Origin of the sequence: Diaphorobacter sp. MNS-0 (genome assembly GCF_019602835.1) — a bacterium.
In the GTDB taxonomy this organism is placed as follows: domain Bacteria; phylum Pseudomonadota; class Gammaproteobacteria; order Burkholderiales; family Burkholderiaceae_C; genus Diaphorobacter; species Diaphorobacter nitroreducens.
This window is the reverse complement of record NZ_CP080761.1, coordinates 819,352-836,303: the sequence shown is the minus strand read 5'-3', so window position 1 is coordinate 836,303 and position 16,952 is coordinate 819,352. Positions and strand designations below refer to the sequence as shown.

17 protein-coding genes and 1 pseudogene are annotated in these 16,952 nt (G+C 68.5%); 6 read left to right on the top strand and 12 right to left on the bottom strand.

Going from position 1 to position 16,952, the window contains the following annotated elements:
- Positions 1-11 precede the first annotated feature (11 nt).
- The 6 genes from K2L43_RS04015 (at position 12) to K2L43_RS03990 (ending at position 7,130) form a co-directional block, all read left to right on the top strand.
- Positions 12-566: a hypothetical protein gene (locus K2L43_RS04015; protein WP_011804220.1), complete on the top strand. Its 555-nt coding sequence runs from the start codon at positions 12-14 to the stop codon at positions 564-566.
- A 7-nt stretch (positions 567-573) separates the two neighbouring features.
- The gene (locus tag K2L43_RS04010; protein ID WP_011804219.1) at positions 574-1,968 is read left to right on the top strand and encodes a PelD GGDEF domain-containing protein; all 1,395 of its coding nucleotides are present in this window, start codon (positions 574-576) and stop codon (positions 1,966-1,968) included.
- Positions 1,961-2,962, top strand: coding sequence for a membrane protein (locus tag K2L43_RS04005; protein WP_011804218.1), 1,002 nt, complete (start codon positions 1,961-1,963; stop codon positions 2,960-2,962). The genes K2L43_RS04010 and K2L43_RS04005 overlap by 8 nt, the downstream gene beginning before the upstream one ends.
- The gene (pelF, locus tag K2L43_RS04000; protein ID WP_220638563.1) at positions 2,959-4,491 is read left to right on the top strand and encodes a GT4 family glycosyltransferase PelF; all 1,533 of its coding nucleotides are present in this window, start codon (positions 2,959-2,961) and stop codon (positions 4,489-4,491) included. The genes K2L43_RS04005 and pelF overlap by 4 nt, the downstream gene beginning before the upstream one ends.
- Positions 4,491-5,864, top strand: a complete 1,374-nt coding sequence (pelG, locus tag K2L43_RS03995) for an exopolysaccharide Pel transporter PelG (RefSeq protein WP_220638562.1) — start codon at positions 4,491-4,493, stop codon at positions 5,862-5,864. Before pelF ends, pelG begins: the two co-directional genes overlap by 1 nt.
- A 69-nt stretch (positions 5,865-5,933) precedes the next feature.
- The gene (locus tag K2L43_RS03990; protein ID WP_220638561.1) at positions 5,934-7,130 is read left to right on the top strand and encodes a spherulation-specific family 4 protein; all 1,197 of its coding nucleotides are present in this window, start codon (positions 5,934-5,936) and stop codon (positions 7,128-7,130) included.
- A 6-nt stretch (positions 7,131-7,136) separates the two neighbouring features.
- On the opposite strand, the gene hisA is transcribed toward K2L43_RS03990, so the two are convergent.
- From hisA to K2L43_RS03935, 12 genes and pseudogenes are all read right to left on the bottom strand, one after another.
- On the bottom strand, positions 7,137-7,880 hold the full coding sequence (gene hisA, locus K2L43_RS03985) for a 1-(5-phosphoribosyl)-5-[(5-phosphoribosylamino)methylideneamino]imidazole-4-carboxamide isomerase (RefSeq protein ID WP_220638560.1): 744 nt from the start codon (positions 7,878-7,880) through the stop codon (positions 7,137-7,139).
- 58 nt (positions 7,881-7,938) lie between these two features.
- Complete coding sequence (gene hisH, locus K2L43_RS03980) at positions 7,939-8,607, bottom strand: imidazole glycerol phosphate synthase subunit HisH (RefSeq protein ID WP_011804213.1); 669 nt, start codon at positions 8,605-8,607, stop codon at positions 7,939-7,941.
- Between the two features lie 50 nt (positions 8,608-8,657).
- On the bottom strand, positions 8,658-9,290 hold the full coding sequence (gene hisB, locus K2L43_RS03975) for an imidazoleglycerol-phosphate dehydratase HisB (protein ID WP_220638559.1): 633 nt from the start codon (positions 9,288-9,290) through the stop codon (positions 8,658-8,660).
- Positions 9,287-10,393, bottom strand: coding sequence for a histidinol-phosphate transaminase (gene hisC, locus K2L43_RS03970; RefSeq protein WP_220638558.1), 1,107 nt, complete (start codon positions 10,391-10,393; stop codon positions 9,287-9,289). The genes hisB and hisC overlap by 4 nt, the downstream gene beginning before the upstream one ends.
- Before the next feature lie 38 nt (positions 10,394-10,431).
- Positions 10,432-10,851, bottom strand: coding sequence for a PIN domain-containing protein (locus K2L43_RS18970; RefSeq protein ID WP_255580581.1), 420 nt, complete (start codon positions 10,849-10,851; stop codon positions 10,432-10,434).
- Positions 10,852-10,947: 96 nt separating this feature from the next.
- Positions 10,948-11,133 (bottom strand): annotated as a pseudogene (locus K2L43_RS19185) (hypothetical protein); the annotation flags it as partial.
- Positions 11,134-11,298: 165 nt separating this feature from the next.
- On the bottom strand, positions 11,299-12,618 hold the full coding sequence (gene hisD, locus K2L43_RS03960; protein WP_220638556.1) for a histidinol dehydrogenase: 1,320 nt from the start codon (positions 12,616-12,618) through the stop codon (positions 11,299-11,301).
- 164 nt (positions 12,619-12,782) lie between these two features.
- Positions 12,783-13,433, bottom strand: a complete 651-nt coding sequence (gene hisG, locus K2L43_RS03955; protein ID WP_011804208.1) for an ATP phosphoribosyltransferase — start codon at positions 13,431-13,433, stop codon at positions 12,783-12,785.
- Positions 13,430-14,752 carry a UDP-N-acetylglucosamine 1-carboxyvinyltransferase gene (gene murA, locus K2L43_RS03950; protein WP_172206274.1) on the bottom strand — a complete coding sequence of 441 codons (1,323 nt, stop codon included), beginning with the start codon at positions 14,750-14,752 and terminating at the stop codon, positions 13,430-13,432. Before murA ends, hisG begins: the two co-directional genes overlap by 4 nt.
- A gap of 221 nt (positions 14,753-14,973) precedes the next feature.
- Positions 14,974-15,222 (bottom strand): BolA family protein, encoded by a 249-nt coding sequence (locus K2L43_RS03945; protein ID WP_047349912.1) that lies wholly within the window; start codon positions 15,220-15,222, stop codon positions 14,974-14,976.
- Position 15,223: 1 nt separating this feature from the next.
- Entirely contained in the window at positions 15,224-15,979 is a 756-nt protein-coding gene (locus K2L43_RS03940) for an ABC transporter permease (protein WP_011804205.1), read from the bottom strand.
- Positions 15,976-16,893 (bottom strand): ABC transporter ATP-binding protein, encoded by a 918-nt coding sequence (locus tag K2L43_RS03935; RefSeq protein ID WP_103737812.1) that lies wholly within the window; start codon positions 16,891-16,893, stop codon positions 15,976-15,978. The genes K2L43_RS03940 and K2L43_RS03935 overlap by 4 nt, the downstream gene beginning before the upstream one ends.
- Between the last annotated feature and the right edge of the window lie 59 nt (positions 16,894-16,952).

Here is a 16,952-nt window from a genome sequence, read left to right as displayed (position 1 = left end):
GAGAACCCTTCATGCTCCACCGCCGCCCCTCTCGTGCACGCCAGCTGGGACTGCTGCTGGCCACGGGCGCGATCGCCCTTCTCAGCGCCTGCTCCACCCTGGACCAGAGCCACCCGCCGCAGCTGGCCCGCCAGGCGAGCTGGGTGGTGCTGCCCTTCGCCAACCACACCGAGACCCCGCTGGCGGGCCAGCGCGCCGAGGCCATCGCCCAGGCGCTGCTGAGCGCGCAGGGCGTGGGCCAGGTGCGCCGCACTCCCGCCACCACGCAGCAGGAAGCGCTGTTCGGCGCCGGCGACGCGCAGCGCTCCGAAGACGCGCTGGCCTGGGCGCGCGAGCAGAAGATCCGCTACGCCCTCGCGGGCAGCGTGGAGGAGTGGCGCTACAAGGTGGGCGTGGACGGTGAGCCCGCCGCAGGCGTCACCCTGCAGATTCTGGACGTGGCCACGGGCGACACCCTGTGGAGCGGCTCGGGCGGCCAGAGCGGCTGGAGCCGCGAGGCGCTGTCGGCGGTGGCGCAGAAGCTGATCCGCAAGCTGTTGCAATCCGGCCTGGCCGGCAGCCGCTGAACGCCGCATGCCAACACCCTCCGACAGCCCCGGCGCACGCCGCCAGACGGCCGGTGAAAACGCCCGTCCACGGGCGCTCCCAGGCACGGGCCTGCCCAGGCATCTGCTGGGCAGGCTGGCCATCGCGGCCACCCATCCCGCCGTCACCGTGGGCGAGACCCTGCTGCTGCCCCTGCTGGCCGTCGCACTGGGCCTGGCCTGGGCGCCACAGGACCCGCTGCAGATCCAGGCCACATTCCCATGGCCCTGGCTGGCGCCCGTGGTGCTGGCCCTGCGCTACGGCCCCATGGCGGGCCTGGGCGGCGCCAGCGTGCTGCTGGCCTGCTGGCTGGGGCTCAACGCGGGGCACTGGGGCAACTTCCCCCAGCTGTACTTCCTGGGGGGCTTGATCCTGGTGATGCTGGTGGGCGAGTTCTCCAGCCTCTGGCAGGCGCGCACGCGCCGCGCCGAGACCCTGCAGCTGTACCTGGACCAGCGCCTGGAGCACCTGGTGCGCCAGCATTACCTGCTGCGCCTGTCGCACGACCGCCTGGAGCAGGAACTCATCGCCCGCCCCATGTCCATGCGCGACGCGCTCGCGGCGCTGCGCCACGCCGGGAGCGAGGACGGCGGCGACGCCCTCGCCCCGCAGGCGCTGCTGCGGCTGCTGTCGCAGTACTGTCAGCTGGAGTGCGCGGCCATGCACGCGGTGTCCGACGGGCACGCCGCCGCCCGGCCCAGCGCCAGCATAGGCGCCTACGACGGACTGCACGCCGACGACCCGCTGGTGCGCCAGGCCCTGCAAACGGGCCAGCTGTGCCACGTGAGCCAGGCCGTGACGGCGCAGCAGGACACGCGCTACCTGGTCGCTGCGCCGCTGCTCGATCTGGCGGGCGACATGTACGGCCTGCTGGTGGTACAGGACATGCCCTTCTTCGCCCTGCAGGAGGAAAGCCTGCAGACCATACAGCTGCTGCTGGGCTACTACACCGACGGCCTGTCCATGAGCCAGCTGGCCCAGCCCATCGTGCAGCAGTTCCCGGACTGCCCGCCGCTCTTCGCCTTCGAGCTCCAGCGCCTGGCCCACATCCACAGAAGCACCCAGGTGCCCAGCATCGTCGTGGCCCTGGAGCTCCAGCAACGCGCGCTGGAGCAGGACCTGCCCCCGCAGATCGAGCGCCTCAAGCGCGAGCTCGACGAGGTCTGGCGGATCGAGGCGCCCGGACGCCAGGTGCTGGCCGTGCTCATGCCGCTGGGCAACGCCACCACGGCCGAGGGCTACATCCACCGCCTGGAGGGCTGGATGCAGCACAAGAGCCAGCAATCGCTGGCCCAGGCCGGCATCTTCCCGCACGTGGTGCAGCCCGACAGCGCGCAGCCCGTGCGCACCGTGCAGCGCCTGCACGCCATCGCCCATGCTTAACCTCAAGCTAGGCCTGTCGGCACTGGGGCTGGAGGTCAGCGCCTGGAGCGGCGCATGGCTGCTGGCCGAGCGCTCGGACGCGGCCCTGGCCAGCTATCTGCTGTTGCACGCCGCGGCCAGCGTGCTGCTGTCGCTGTCGCTGCTGCCGCTGCTGCCGCCGCGCCTGTCCAAGCCGCGCTGGGCCACCCTGCTGCTCATGACGGCCTGCAGCTACGCCGTGCCCGTGGCGGGGTTCCTGGGCGTGATAGCGGCCTTCGTCATCCTGCGCCTGTACCGCCGCAGGTCGCTCCCGGAAGACTTCGATGCGGTGCAGCTGCCCGAATTCGACCAGCACCAGCGCCGGCAGAGCCAGTTCCGCCACGCCGGCCTGCACTCGTTCCTGACCAACGCCCAGGTGCCGGTACAGGCGCGCATGCGCGCCATGGCCGCGCTGCAATACGCCTCGGGGCGCACGGCCTCGCCGCTCCTGCGCAGCGTGCTCGGCGACGCGAGCGAAGACCTGCGCCTACTGGCCTACGGCATGCTCGACAACCTGGAGAAACGCATCAACCGCGCCATCGACAGCGAGCTCGACGCCCTGCAGGCCGCGCTCCCGGACAGCAGCCAGCAGCTGCAAAGCGCGCACCGCCTGTCCGACCTGTACTGGGAGCTGGTGTACCAGGCGCTGGTGCAGGGCGACCTACACGCGCACGCCATCCAGGAATCCCTGCGCTACTGCCAGTTGGTGCTGCAGCGGCAGGAAGGCAACGCCGCCATGCACCTGCGCCGCGGGCGCCTGCTGCATGCGCTGGGCCGCACCCAGGAAGCGGAACACGCCTACGACAAAGCCCGCGCCCTGGGCCTGCCCGCGACCCGGGTGCTGCCCTACCTGGCGCAGCTGGCCTTCGAGCGGCGCGACCACGCGCAGGCGCAGGCGCTGATGCGCGAGCTCAGGCAATGGGGAGCGCTGCCGCGCCTGCGCCCCGTAATCGACTACTGGAGCCAGCGGCCATGAACCACCCCAAGGCACAGTCGGCCGACATCGCCCTGATGCTGGAGGGCACGTTCCCCTACGTGAGCGGCGGAGTGTCGAGCTGGATCAACCAGATCATCCGCGCCTACCCCGAGTACCGCTTCGCCATCGTCTTCCTGGGCAGCCGGCGCGAGGACTACGGCGGCTTCAAGTACCCGCTGCCCGACAACGTGGTGCATTTCGAGGAGCATTTCCTGCACGAGCAGGCCCACTGGCACCCGCAGCCGGCCGCGCGCAGGGGCGACGCGCAGGGCCAGGCGCTGGTGCAGCGCCTGCTGGACGCCTTCGACCAGGGCCCGGCGGCTCCCCGAGCCATGGAGGCATTCCGCGAAGTGGCGCAGCAGATGATGCCCGGCGGGTCCGTGCAGCTCGGGGATTTCCTCTACAGCAAGCGCGCCTGGGACATCATCTGCGGCATCTACCGCGCACATTGCGCCGACCCCTCGTTCGTCGATTTCTTCTGGACCGTGCGCCTCATGCTGCAGCCGCTGTGGCTGCTGGCGCGCGTGGCGCGGCAGCTGATCCCCGTGCGCGCGGTGCACTGCGCCTCCACCGGCTACGCGGGCTTCCTGGGCGCGCTGCTGGCGCAGACGCGCGGGGTGCCGCTCATCCTGTCGGAGCACGGCATCTACACCAAGGAACGCAAGATCGACCTGTTCAAGAGCGAGTGGATACGCGACAACCGCAACATCTTCCAGCGCGACCCGACCGAGCTGTCGTACTTCCGCCAGATGTGGATCCACTTCTTCGAGTGGCTGGGGCGCTACTGCTACGCGCATGCCGATCCCATCCTGGCCCTGTACGAGGCCAACCGGCTGCGCCAGGTGCAGGACGGCGCCGCGCCCGAGCGCACCGCCAACATCCCCAACGGCATAAAGCTCGAACGCTTCGCCCCGCTGCGCGCGCAGCGGCCGCTTGAGCCGCCGCCGGTGCTGTGCCTGATAGGGCGCGTGGTGCCCATCAAGGACATCAAGACCTTCATCCGCGCCATGCGCCGCGTGGTCAACCAGCGCCCCGACGCCCAGGGCTGGATCGCCGGCCCCGCCGAGGAAGACCCGGCCTATGCCGAGGAATGCAGTAACCTGGTGCGCAGCCTGGGCCTGCAGGAGCATGTGCGCTTCCTCGGCATGCAGCGCGTGGAGGACCTGATGCCGCGCATCGGCCTGGTGGTGCTGTCCTCCATCAGCGAAGCCCTGCCCCTGGTGCTGCTCGAAGGCTACGCGGCCGGCGTGCCTGCCGTTTCCACCGACGTGGGCTCGTGCCGCCAGCTCCTCGAAGGGCTCGACGAGGAAGACCGCGCGCTCGGGCCTTCTGGCGCGGTGGTGCCGATCGCCGAGCCGCAGCAGTTGGCCGATGCCGCCCTGCAGCTGCTGGGTGACACCGCCGCCTGGCAGGCCGCCAGCCGCGCGGCCATCGCCCGCGTGGAGCGCTACTACACCGACACCCTGATGTTCGACCGCTACCGCCAGGTCTACGAACGCGCCCTGGCACGCACCCCGGGAGCAGCCTGATGGCCGGCATTGGATTCGAACTGCGCCACATGCTGCGCAAGAACACCCTGCTGAGCCTGGTGCAGGCCTACGCCTACGCGGGCGTGATCGGCTCGGGGCCCTGGGTGCTGTCCATCGTCGGCATCCTGCTCGTCGGCATCTTCAGCGCCAGCGTGGTCGTGCCGGCCACCCTGGTGACGCAGTTCCAGACCTCGGTCACCTACCTGGTGGCCAGCAGTCTGATCTACACCAGCCTGGTGCAGCTCGCGTTCACCCGCTTCATCTCCGACCGCCTGTTCGAGAAGCACAAGCACCTGGTCATGCCCAACCTGCACGGCCTGATGATGATCGTGCTGCTGGGGGCGGGTGTCCTGGCCACGCTGGCGCTGTTCATCGTGCTGCCGGGACTGGGCCTGGCATACCGGATGCTCATGCTGGCGGGCTTCATGCTGATGAGCGGCGTATGGGTGCTCACGGTGCTGCTGTCGGGCATGAAGCGCTACAAGGCCATCGTCGGCCTGTTCGGCCTGGCCTACGGGCTGATCGTGGCCAGCGCCCTGCTGCTGCGCCCCTGGGGCCTGGAGGGGCTGCTGGGCGCCTTCGTGCTCGGCCACTTCGTGCTGCCGGCGGGCATGTGGCTGCTGGTGGTCAAGGAGTTCCATCCCGCGCGGCGGCTGATCTCCTTCGACTTCCTGCACCCCGACAAGCTCTACCCGTCGCTGATGGCGGTAGGCCTCCTCTACAACCTGGGCATCTGGGCGGACAAGTTCATGTTCTGGTTCTTCCCGCCCACCTCGCAGCCCATCATCGGCCACCTGCGCGCCTCGCTGATCTACGACCTGCCGGTGTTCCTGTCCTACCTGTCCATCATCCCCGGCATGGCGGTGTTCCTGGTGCGCATAGAGACCGACTTCGTCGAGTACTACGACAAGTTCTACGACGCGGTGCGCGGCGGCGGCTCGCTCGAATACATAGAGGCCATGCGCGACGAGATGGTCTACGCCATCCAGCAGGGCCTGGGCGAGATCGCCAAGATCCAGACCCTGGCCGTGCTCGTGACCTTCGTGGCCGGCCCCTGGCTGCTCGACACCCTGGGCATCTCGCGCCTGTACCTGCCGCTGCTGCACGTGCAGGTGGTCGGCGCCGGCCTGCAGGTGGGCCTGATGGCCGTGCTCAACGTGTTCTTCTACCTGGACCAGCGGCGCACCGTGCTGCTGCTGTGCGCCATGTTCGTGCTGCTCAACGTGGCGCTCACGGGCCTGACCCTGGCGTTCGGCGCCGCCCTGTATGGCTACGGCTTCGCCCTGGCCACCCTGCTGACCCTGGCCGCGGGCCTGCTGCTGCTGTCGCGGCGCCTGCATCGGCTGGAGTACCAGACTTTCATGCTGCAATAGAACGATTCGGGAACCGGCGCCGTGGGCACAATCGCCGCTGCCAGTCCCGCAAGCACTCCCCAAAACGCCATGCATCTCCGTTCGCGCCCCTCCCATCCCCTTGCAGCATCCCTGCTGACCCTGGCCGCGGCCTTGACCGGCTGCGGCGGCGGATCGGGCCAGGGGAGCGACTCCGGCTCTTCGCCCGCCGCATCCAGCGCCGAGGTGGCCTTCACCGCCCCTGCCGAAGCCGACAACGTGCACACCGTCAACACTCCCGTGCAACTGCAGCTGAGCGTCAAGATCGCCGGCGCGGCGGCACCCGACGGCACGGCCATCACCCTGAGCGGCCCGGCCGGCGCCAGCTTCGCGCCCGTGCAGCCACAGACCCGCGGCGGGGTGGCCACCTCCAGCCTGACCGCCGCGCAGGCCGGCGAGATGCAGCTGCAGGCCCTCGCGGCGGCAACGCAGGACAAGGCCGGCGCCGCCACGCGCACGCTGTACATCCGCCCGCAGCCCCAGCCGCTGGAGCTGCTGGTCCCGGCCTACTTCAGCGCGGGCCCGGGTTCGGATTGGGAAAAGCTGGCCAGCGGCGCGCAGAGTTATCCGGCGGTGCCCATCACGGCCATCCTGAACCCGAGCAATGGCGTCTTCACCAAGGAAGACCCCCTGTTCACGGCGGCCATCACCGCCTTCCGGCAAAACGGCGGAAAGGTGCTGGGCTACGTCTACACCCGCTATGGCACGGGAGCGCGCTCGGTCGCCGACATCCAGCGCAACATCGACAACTACCGCAAGATCTACGGCGCGCAGGTCGATGGCTTCTTTCTCGACGAGATGGACGCGACCAGCAAGCAGCTGGGCTTCTACCGCGAGATCTACCGGTACATCAAGGGCCTGGACTCCCGGTTGCGCGTGGTGGGCAACCCCGGCACCTACCCGGTCGCCGATTCCGCCAGCGTGGTCGATGCCCTGGTGAGCTTCGAGGGCCAGGCCGTCGACTACCGCAACGTCAACCCCCAGCCCGCAAACAAGTGGGTCTACAACCTGGCCAACGGCGCGCAGGCGGCGCTGGTGCATGACGCGGCGAATTGCGGCGCCATGCAGGAGGTGCTGCGGTCCGCCAACACGCCTCAGCGCAACACCGGCCTGGTCTACGCCACGGACCGGCACTATGACTACCCCACGAACACGGGCAACCCCTGGGCCACGCTTCCGGCCTATTGGGAGCAGATGCTGGGCACGGCGGACGCCATCAACAAGGGCCGCGCCCTGCCCGGCTGCTGAGCTTTCCTACGCGCCGGCCAGCTCGTCGGCGCGCGCCTGGGCCGCGGCGAAGTCCAGGTCGCCCGAGTAGATGGCGCGCCCGCAGATGACGCCTTCCACGCCTTCGTTTTCGACTTCGCAGAGCTTCTCGATGTCCGCGATGCCGGCCAGGCCGCCCGAGGCGATCACTGGGATGGTGAGGGCCTGGGCCAGCTTCACCGTCGCCTCGATATTGATGCCCGAGAGCATGCCGTCGCGGCCGATGTCGGTGTAGATGATGGATTCCACGCCCCAGTCCTGGAACTTGCGCGCCAGATCGACCACCTCGTGGCCGGTGAGCTTGCTCCAGCCGTCGGTGGCCACCTTGCCGTCCTTGGCGTCCAGGCCCACGATGATGTGGCCGCCAAACGCGCTGCACGCATCCTTGAGAAAGCCGGGGTTCTTCACCGCGGCCGTGCCGATAATGACGTACCGCAGCCCGGCGTCGATGTAGCGCTCGATGGTGTCCAGGTCGCGGATGCCGCCGCCCAGCTGCACCGGAATGTCGGCGCCCACCTCGGCCAGGATGGCCTTGATGGCTGCCTTGTTCTTGGGCTGGCCGGCAAACGCACCGTTCAGGTCCACCAGGTGCAGGCGGCGCGCGCCCGCATCCGCCCACTTGCGGGCCATGGCGGCGGGATCTTCGCCAAAGGTGGTCGATTGGTCCATGTCACCTTGCTTGAGGCGTACGCAGTGGCCGTCCTTGAGGTCGATGGCGGGGATGAGCAGCATGATGGTGAGCGGGGAATGGGGCGGGCCGCACAAGGCCCGGCCCTGCCGGGTTGAAGAATCAGGGCTTCCAGTGCAAGAAGTTGCGGTACAGCGCCAGGCCGTGCTCGGCGCTTTTCTCCGGGTGGAACTGGGTAGCAAAAATATTATCGCGTGCGATGGCCGCAGCAAAGGGGCCGCCGTAGTCAGCCTCGCCGGCGCAGTGCAGCGGGTTGGCCGGGCGCGCGTAGAAGCTGTGCACAAAGTAGAAGTAGCTGTCGTCGGGCACCCCTGCCCATACCGGGTGCGCCACGCCGCCGTGGCGCGCCTGGCGCACGCGGTTCCAGCCCATCTGGGGGACCTTGTAGCGGCTACCGTCGGGCTGGGTGCGCCCGGCCAGGTCGAACTTGAGCACCTCGCCCGGGATCAGGCCCAGCCCGGGGGTGTCGCCCTCGGCGCTGTGGTCCAGCAGCATCTGCATGCCCACACATACGCCAAACAGCGGCTTGGACGCGGCAGCCTCCAGCACGGATTCGAGCAGGCCCGACTCCCGCAACTCGCGCATGCAGTCCGGCATGGCGCCCTGGCCGGGCAACACCACACGGTCGGCCGCGCGCACCTCATCGGGGTGCGCGGTGACCATTACCCGGAAACCGCTGCCCTGCGCCGCGACCTGCACGGCCTGCGAGACGGAGCGCAGGTTGCCCATGCCGTAGTCCACGACCGCGACGGTTTTTGCTTCACTATTCATAGCTGCTTGCGCTTGATGGATAAGCGTTACAGGCCAATTTGGCTTGAATTTTACAGGGAACCCTTGGTGGAGGGGATCACGCCTGCGGCGCGCGGGTCGCGCTCCAGCGCGGCGCGCAGCGCGCGCGCGAAGGCCTTGAACACCGTCTCGCACTGGTGGTGGGCGTTGATGCCCTTCAGGTTGTCGATGTGCAGCGTCACGCCCGCATGGTTCACGAAGCCCTGGAAGAATTCGTAGGTGAGCTGCGTGTCGAAACCGCCAATGCTCCCGGCGGTGAACGGAATGTGCAGGTGCAGCCCCGGGCGGCCCGAGAAATCCACCACCACGCGTGACAGGGCTTCATCGAGCGGCACGTAGGCATGGCCGTAGCGGCGGATGCCCTTCTTGTCGCCCACGGCCCGCGCGAAAGCCTGGCCCAGCGTGATGCCCACATCTTCCACCGTGTGGTGGCCGTCGATGTGCAGGTCGCCGTCGCAGTCGATCTGCAGGTCGATCAGCCCATGGCGCGCGATCTGGTCGAGCATGTGGTCGAAGAAGCCGATGCCGGTGTGCAGGCTGGCCACGCCGGTGCCGTCGAGATTCACGCGCACGGTGATGCGCGTCTCGGCCGTCGTGCGGCTGACCTCGGCCGTGCGGTCGGGGCAGAGTTCTGCGGAAGAAGGAACGAGTGCGGAGGAAGTCATAGGGATGCCTGGAGCGCTGTGAGCATCTGGGCGTTGTCGGCACTGCTGCCCACCGTCAGACGCAGGCAGCCTGCCAGCAATGGATGCATTGTAGAAACGTTCTTGACGAGCACCTTGCGGGCCTTCATGCCCTCATAGGCGCGGGCGGCATCGGGCACACGCACCAGCACCATGTTGGCCTGGCTGTCCCACACGCGCTCAATGCCGGGCATGGCGCGCAGCGCGGCCAGCAGCTCGGTGCGCGCGGCACGCAGCTCGTCGGCCTGGGCGGCGAACACGTCGGCATGTTCCAGCGCGAACAGGGCGGCCTCGGTGTTCAGCACACTCACGTTGTACGGCGGGCGCACCTTGTCGACCTCGGCCACCAGCGTGGCGGGGCCGATCATGTAGCCCAGGCGCACGCCGGCCAGGCCGAACTTGGAGAGCGTGCGCATCAGCAGCACATGGCCGTTGCGCTCGGGCTGCGCGCGCATGCGCTCGATCCAGCTGCGGCTGGCAAAGGGCTGGTAGGCCTCGTCCATGACCACGATGCCGCCCTGCGCGCCGGCAGCGTCGATGATGCGCTGCACCACGGCCTCGTCCCACAGCGTGGCCGTGGGGTTGTTGGGATAGGCCAGGAAGGTGATGGCCGGGCGGTGCTGGGCGATCGCGGCCAGCATCGCGGCCTCGTCCAGCTCGAAGTCCGCCGTCAACGGCACGCCCACGAAGCCCAAGCCCTGCAGCTGCGCGCTCATCGCATACATCACGAAGCCCGGCACGGGCGCCAGCACGGTCGCCTGCGCACGCGCGCAGGCCAGCGCCACGAGGGAAATGAGCTCGTCGGAACCATTGCCCAGCAGCACGGCCGAGCCTGCCGGCGCCCCGGCGTAGGCTGCCAGCGCAGCCTTCAGGTCGTTCTGGCGCGTACCGGGGTAGCGGTTGAGCGCGAGTTGCCCCAGGCGCTGCCCCAGCGCGGCCTGCAGCGCGGGCGGCAGGCCGAAGGGGTTCTCCATCGCGTCCATCTTCAGGTAGCCGGTGGCATCGGCCACGACGTAGGCCTGCATGGCGCGCACGTCGTCGCGGATGCGCGCCAGCGCGGGCAGTTCGGCAGAAGGGGTTGTCATGCGTTCATCACTCCATTCGATCGGGCGGCGCCGCCACATCAGGGGACAGCCAACGCGCAATGCAGCGGATGCAGCACCTCTACGCCGCCATACTGCGCGCCCTGCGGCAGACTCAGCGACAGCAGGCTCGCGCAGCCGCTGTGCTGCGCGGAGGCCAGCGCCAGGCAGTCGCCCCAGGCCAGTTGGTGCCGCGCCTCCAGCGCCCAGGCGGTCTCCAGCGTGGCAGCATCGATCTGCCAGGGCGTCCAGCTGTGGTAGCGGCGGATGGCCGCGCGTGCATCGCCGTGCGGCATGGGCGCGCTGGCGGCGCGCGTCACGGTGTCGTAAAACTCGGCCAGCACCTGGCTGCTGACGCGCCCCAGGCGCTCGCGCCACAGCAAGTCCAGACAGGCCAGCACCGGGGCTTGCAGGGCGGCTTCGGCGCCGTCCTCGGCGGCGACCAGCACGGCCGTGTCCACAAACACGGGTTGCTCCAGGCTGCGCTGCAGTGGCTGTGGCGCCTCACCTACGTGGGCAGGACTGCGCTCGAAACCGTGGATACGCCGCGCTGCGGCGCCCGCGCGCCAGGTGCGCTCGTCCGTGCGCCAGGCGAGGTAGGCACGCTCATAGGCGTCCTCGCGGCGCTGCATCTCGCCTAGAAAGTCCCCCACCATGCGCGACACGCTGGTGCCGCGCCGCGCCGCCTCGATCCGGGCCCATTCGAGCACCGGATCGTCCACGGTGATGGTGACGTTCTTCATGCGTTCATCGTACACGAATTTCGTGTCACACGAAATTCGTGTTTGTTGAGTTCGCTGTGTTTTTCGCTTTTAAGGCTTGTTCATTCAGCGCCACGCGCTCTCATTTTTGAAAAGACAAAGCCACCTCGCAAGGTGGCTTGGTAGGCGTACAGGCTGTCGGAGCGGTCAGAACTTGAGCCGCATCTCCGCCGCCCGTGCATGCCCCTGCAGCCCCTCGCCATGCGCCAGCACGCTGGCGATACGGCCCAGGCTCTGCGCACCCTGCTCGCTCACCTCGATGATGCTGCTGCGCTTTTGGAAGTCGTACACGCCCAGCGGCGACGAGAAGCGTGCCGTGCCGCTGGTGGGCAGCACATGGTTGGGCCCGGCGCAATAGTCGCCCAGCGATTCGCTGGTGTAGGCGCCCAGAAAGATCGCGCCCGCGTGGCGCAGCAGCGGCTCCCAGCGGTGCGGCTCGCGGCTGCTCACCTCCAGGTGCTCGGGAGCGATACGGTTGCTGATCTCACACGCCTCTTCCATGCTGCGCGTGTGGATGAGCGCGCCGCGCCCGGTGAGGCTCTTGGCGATGATCTCGGCGCGCGGCATCTGGGGCAGCAGACGGTCGATGGCGGACTGGACCTGGTCGATGTAGGCCGCATCGGGGCACAGCAGGATGGACTGGGCCAGCTCGTCGTGCTCGGCCTGCGAGAAGAGGTCCATCGCCACCCATTCCGCCGGCGTGCTGCCGTCGGCCAGCACCAGAATCTCGCTGGGGCCGGCAATCATGTCGATGCCCACGGTGCCGAACACATGCTTCTTGGCGCTGGCCACGTAGGCGTTGCCGGGGCCGGTGATCTTGTCCACCTTGGGAATAGTCTGCGTGCCATAGGCCAGCGCCGCCACGGCCTGCGCGCCGCCGATGGTGAAGGCGCGCGTGACGCCCGCCACATGCGCCGCGGCCAGCACCAGCGGGTTTTTGGTGCCCTGTGGCGTGGGCACGACCATGATGATGTCCTGCACGCCCGCCACGTGCGCGGGAATGGCGTTCATGAGCACGCTGCTCGGGTACGCGGCCTTGCCGCCCGGCACGTAGATGCCCACGCGGTCCAGCGGCGTGACTTTCTGGCCCAGCAGGGTGCCGTCGTCGTCGCGGTAGCTCCAGCTTTCGCCATTGGCCTTTTTCTGCGCCTCGTGGTAGCGGCGCACGCGGGCGGCGGCGGCCGTCAGCGCATCGCGCTGCGCCGCGGGCAGGCCGTCGAAGGCGGCTTGCAGTTCGCTGGCCTTGAGCTCCAGCGACGGCAAGCCCTGCGCATGCAGGCCGTCGAAGCGCTGCGTGTACTCCAGCACTGCGGCGTCGCCGCGCTCGCGCACGTCGGCCAGGATGCCCGCCACGCGCTGCTCGATGGCCGCATCCGTGTCCGCCGACCAGTGCAGGCGTGCGGAAAACTCCACCTCGAAAGTGTCGTCAGCGGTGGACAGGCGGACGGGAGCAGCTACGAATTGCATAGTGGACCTACTCAGAATGTACGAAAGGAATCGGCGCGCCGTTGCGGAAGCCGAGGGGTGCCCGGCCACGATGTTCTCACCATAACTCGGGCCACGGCGCGCGGTTGCAACGCCGGGCGATGGACGCGGAACCAAAGCGGCGCAGACGCAGCCCTGCGCACCCCTCAGCCCTGCGGCACGGCGGAGGCGAATGCGTCGATGATGCGGCGCAGCGGCGCCTGCTTCAGCTTCAGCGCGGCCTGGTTCACCACCAGGTGCGAACTGATGTCCATGATCTGCTCGACCTCCACCAGGTTGTTGGCCTTGAGCGTGTTGCCAGTGGAGACCAAGTCCACGATGGCATCGGCCAGGCCGGTGAGCGGCGCCAGTTCCATGCTGCCGTAGAGCTTGATGAGGTCCACGTGCACGCCCTTGCTGGCGAAGAAATCGCGCGCGATGCTGGTGTATTTGGTGGCCACCTTCAGGCGCGAGCCCTGGGTGACGGCCTCGCGGTAGTCGAAATCGGCGCGCACGGCCACGCTCACGCGGCACTTGGCAATCTTCAGATCCAGCGGACGGAACAGCCCCTGGCCGCCGTGCTCGATGAGCGAGTCCTTGCCGGCCACACCCAGATCGGCGCCGCCGTATTGCACGTAGGTCGGCACGTCGGTGGCACGCACCAGCACCACGCGCACCTCGGGGCGGCTGGTGGGCAGGATGAGCTTGCGCGACTTCTCCGGGTCTTCCAGCACCTCGATGCCGGCAGCGGCCAGCAGAGGCAGGGTTTCTTCGAAGATGCGGCCCTTGGACAGGGCGAGTGTGATCTGCTGCGTCATTGAATTCTCTCGATGTCGGCCCCCAGGCCGCGCAGTTTGGCTTCCATGCAGTCGTAGCCGCGGTCCAGATGGTAGATGCGGTCCACCAGCGTTTCCCCGTCGGCCACCAGCCCTGCGATCACCAGGCTGGCCGAGGCGCGCAGGTCGGTGGCCATGACGGTGGCGCCCGATAGCCGCGCGCCCGCAGGCGCCGCGCCGCCCAGCCCCTCGATCACCGCTACGCGGCCATCCGTGGTCTGGATTTTCGCGCCAAGGCGCAGCAGTTCGTTGACGTGCATGAAACGGTTCTCGAAGATCGTCTCGGCCACCGTGGCGGTGCCCTGGGCCACCACGTTCAGCGCCATGAACTGCGCCTGCATGTCGGTGGGAAAGCCCGGGTACTCAGTGGTGCGAAAGCCCTGCGCCTTGAGCTGCGCCGCGCCAGGGCTGCGCACGCGGATGCCACCCTCTTCCGGCGCCACCTGCACGCCCGCGTCGCGCAGTTTGTCGATCACGGCGTCCAGGTGGTCGGCACGCCCGTGGCGCAGCAGCGCATCGCCGCCCGTGGCGGCCACGGCGCACAGGAAGGTGCCGGCCTCGATGCGGTCGGCCACGACGGCGTGCTCGCAGCCGTGCAGCCGCTCGACACCCTGGATGCGAATGCGGCTGGTGCCATGGCCCTCGATACGCGCGCCCATCTTGATGAGCATCTCGGCCAGGTCCGCCACCTCGGGTTCCTGCGCGGCGTTCTCCAGCACGGTCTCCCCCTCAGCCAGCGTGGCGGCCATGAGCAGATTCTCGGTGCCGGTCACCGTGACCATGTCGGTGGTGATGCGCGCCCCCTTGAGTCGCGTGCACCCCTGCGGCAGCCTGGCGATCATGTAGCCGTGCTCGACCACGATCTGCGCGCCCATGGCCTGCAGCCCCTTGATGTGCTGGTCCACCGGACGCGATCCGATGGCGCAGCCGCCCGGCAGCGACACCGTGGCCTCGCCGAAACGCGCCAGCAGCGGCCCCAGCGCCAGTACCGAGGCGCGCATGGTCTTGACCAGATCGTAGGGCGCCTCGGGCGTGGACAGGCCGCCCGCGTCCAGGCGCACTATGCCGGCCGCATCGGCCACGGAACAGTCGGGGTTAGCGATGCGGTCCACCTGCACGCCCATGTTCCGGATGAGCCGCAGCATGGTGGCTACGTCCTGCAGGCGCGGCACGTTGTGCAGGGTGACCGGGTCGGTCGTGAGCAGCGCGGCGCACAGCTCGGGCAGCGCGGCGTTCTTGGCGCCGGAAATCGGCACCTCGCCCACCAGGGGGCGGCCACCGCGAATCAGGAGTTTGTCCATGGGTTTGCCGGTTGCTGCATTCAGTGCCAAAAATGGCTCTAGCGCTTATCTATCAAGCGGTAGCAGCTATTAAAAGAATAGTGCGCGACTTCTTTGGGGGAACGCCGCGCGACGGTGTATGCGCCCATCCACCGGCGAGGACCGGGGCATGACGCCCATGCCGCCCCCGCGCCGGGGCACGGTCCCGGCCGCACGGCCATCTTGCGAAGGACGGGGCCGTATCAGTCGCCCGCCTGGGCCTGCGCCCACTCGGCGGGGGTGAAGGTCTTCATGGACAACGCATGCACCTCGTCCGACTGCATGCGTGCGCCCAGTGTGGCGTAGACACGCTGGTGGCGCTGGATGGGGCGCTTGCCCTCGAACTCGGACGACACGATGGTGGCGTACCAGTGGCGGCCGTCGCCCTCCAGCGTGATGTGGTCGCAGGCCATGCCCGCGCTGATGATGTCCTTGAGTTGGTCTGCAGTCATGTCAGTTCCTGATTTTGTAGCCCGTGCGCAGCAGGTGCAGCGCCAACAAGCTGACCAGCGCCCATGCCAGGCTGACGACGCCCAGGCTGAGCCAGGGGGAGACGTCGCTCACGCCGAAGAAGCCGTAGCGGAAGCCGTCGATCATGTAGAAGAACGGGTTCAGGTGGCTTGCGCCCTGCCAGAACGGCGGCAGCGATTGCACCGAATAGAACACGCCCGACAGGAAGGTCATGGGCACGATGATGAAGTTCTGGAATGCCGCCATCTGGTCGAACTTGTCGGCCCACAGTCCCGCGATGACCCCCAGCGTGGCCAGCAGCGCCGCGCCCAGCAGCGCGAACGCAAGAATCCACAGCGGCGCGGCGAACTGCGGCGTGGCGAACGCCAGCGTGACGATGAACACACCCAGGCCCACCACCAGGCCGCGCACCATGGACGAGCCCACGTAGGCCGCGAACCAGGCACGGTGCGACAGCGGCGTGAGCAGCACGAACACCAGACTGCCCATGATCTTGCTCTGGATCAGGCTGGACGAGCTGTTGGCAAAGGCGTTCTGCAGCACGCTCATCATCACCAGGCCGGGCACCAGGAAGGCGGTGTAGCTCAGCCGGTCATAGACCTTGACATGGTCTTCGAGCACATGGCCGAAGATCAGCAGGTACAGCACCGCCGTGAGCACCGGCGCCGCCACGGTCTGGAAGCCCACCTTCCAAAAGCGCAGCACTTCCTTGTAGAACAGGGTCTGCCAGCCGATCATGCGTGCTCCTCCTGCTCGGCCGCCATGACATTGAGGAACACATCCTCCAGGTCGGCCTTGCGGATCTCCACATCCTCCACGCGCACGCCGGCGGCGCGCAGCCGGGCCAGCAACTGCTCGATCTCCTGCGCGTCCTGCGCGGGCAACTGGGCCACGCGGCCGGTCACGCGCGCCAGCGCTGCCAGGTCGGCCGGCAGCGTATCGTCGGTCTTGAACCGCAGGACGTTGGTGGAGGCCGCCTGCAGCAGCTCGGACGTGCGCGCCAAGGCCACGACGCGCCCGCGCTTGAGCATGGCCAGCCGCGTGCACAGCGCCTCGGCCTCTTCAAGGTAATGGGTGGTCAGCAGCACCGTGTGGCCCTGCTTGTTGAGGCGCGCCACAAACTGCCACAGCGTCTGGCGCAGCTCCACGTCCACGCCGGCCGTAGGCTCGTCCAGCACGATGATGGGCGGTTTGTGCACCAGCGCCTGGGCCACGAGCACGCGGCGCTTCATGCCGCCCGAGAGCTGGCGCATATTGGCCGTGGCCTTGTCGGCCAGCCCCAGGTTCTCCAGCAGCTCATCGATCCAGGCGTCGTTGTTTTTCACACCGAAGTAGCCGGACTGGATGCGCAGCGTCTCGCGCACGTTGAAGAACGGGTCGAACACCAGTTCCTGCGGCACCACGCCCAGCAGCCTGCGCGCGTCGGCAAACTGGGTTTGCACGTCATGGCCCAGCACGCTGACGCGGCCGCTGGTGGCGCGCGCCAGCCCGGCGAGGATGCTGATCAGCGTGGTCTTGCCGGCGCCGTTGGGGCCCAGCAGGCCGAAGAACTCGCCCTCCTCGATGTCCAGACTGACATCCTGCAGCGCCTGGAAAGGCCCTCGGGGAGTGGAAAAGCTCTTGGAAATGGATTGGAAGGAGACGGCGGGCATGGAAGAGCGGCATTCTAAAGGGGGGCTCTTGCGCGCGTGTCCGCAGGGGTTTGGCCGGC

What these genes read in the sequence shown, in the direction of transcription:
- K2L43_RS04015 (WP_011804220.1), top strand. Translation starts at nt 12, where the DNA reads ATGCTCCACCGCCGCCCCTCTCGTGCACGCCAGCTGGGACTGCTGCTG.
- K2L43_RS04010 (WP_011804219.1), top strand. Translation starts at nt 574, where the DNA reads ATGCCAACACCCTCCGACAGCCCCGGCGCACGCCGCCAGACGGCCGGT.
- K2L43_RS04005 (WP_011804218.1), top strand. Translation starts at nt 1,961, where the DNA reads ATGCTTAACCTCAAGCTAGGCCTGTCGGCACTGGGGCTGGAGGTCAGC.
- pelF (WP_220638563.1), top strand. Translation starts at nt 2,959, where the DNA reads ATGAACCACCCCAAGGCACAGTCGGCCGACATCGCCCTGATGCTGGAG.
- pelG (WP_220638562.1), top strand. Translation starts at nt 4,491, where the DNA reads ATGGCCGGCATTGGATTCGAACTGCGCCACATGCTGCGCAAGAACACC.
- K2L43_RS03990 (WP_220638561.1), top strand. Translation starts at nt 5,934, where the DNA reads ATGCATCTCCGTTCGCGCCCCTCCCATCCCCTTGCAGCATCCCTGCTG.
- hisA (WP_220638560.1), bottom strand. Translation starts at nt 7,880, where the DNA reads ATGCTGCTCATCCCCGCCATCGACCTCAAGGACGGCCACTGCGTACGC.
- hisH (WP_011804213.1), bottom strand. Translation starts at nt 8,607, where the DNA reads ATGAATAGTGAAGCAAAAACCGTCGCGGTCGTGGACTACGGCATGGGC.
- hisB (WP_220638559.1), bottom strand. Translation starts at nt 9,290, where the DNA reads ATGACTTCCTCCGCACTCGTTCCTTCTTCCGCAGAACTCTGCCCCGAC.
- hisC (WP_220638558.1), bottom strand. Translation starts at nt 10,393, where the DNA reads ATGACAACCCCTTCTGCCGAACTGCCCGCGCTGGCGCGCATCCGCGAC.
- hisD (WP_220638556.1), bottom strand. Translation starts at nt 12,618, where the DNA reads ATGCAATTCGTAGCTGCTCCCGTCCGCCTGTCCACCGCTGACGACACT.
- hisG (WP_011804208.1), bottom strand. Translation starts at nt 13,433, where the DNA reads ATGACGCAGCAGATCACACTCGCCCTGTCCAAGGGCCGCATCTTCGAA.
- murA (WP_172206274.1), bottom strand. Translation starts at nt 14,752, where the DNA reads ATGGACAAACTCCTGATTCGCGGTGGCCGCCCCCTGGTGGGCGAGGTG.
- K2L43_RS03945 (WP_047349912.1), bottom strand. Translation starts at nt 15,222, where the DNA reads ATGACTGCAGACCAACTCAAGGACATCATCAGCGCGGGCATGGCCTGC.
- K2L43_RS03940 (WP_011804205.1), bottom strand. Translation starts at nt 15,979, where the DNA reads ATGATCGGCTGGCAGACCCTGTTCTACAAGGAAGTGCTGCGCTTTTGG.
- K2L43_RS03935 (WP_103737812.1), bottom strand. Translation starts at nt 16,893, where the DNA reads ATGCCCGCCGTCTCCTTCCAATCCATTTCCAAGAGCTTTTCCACTCCC.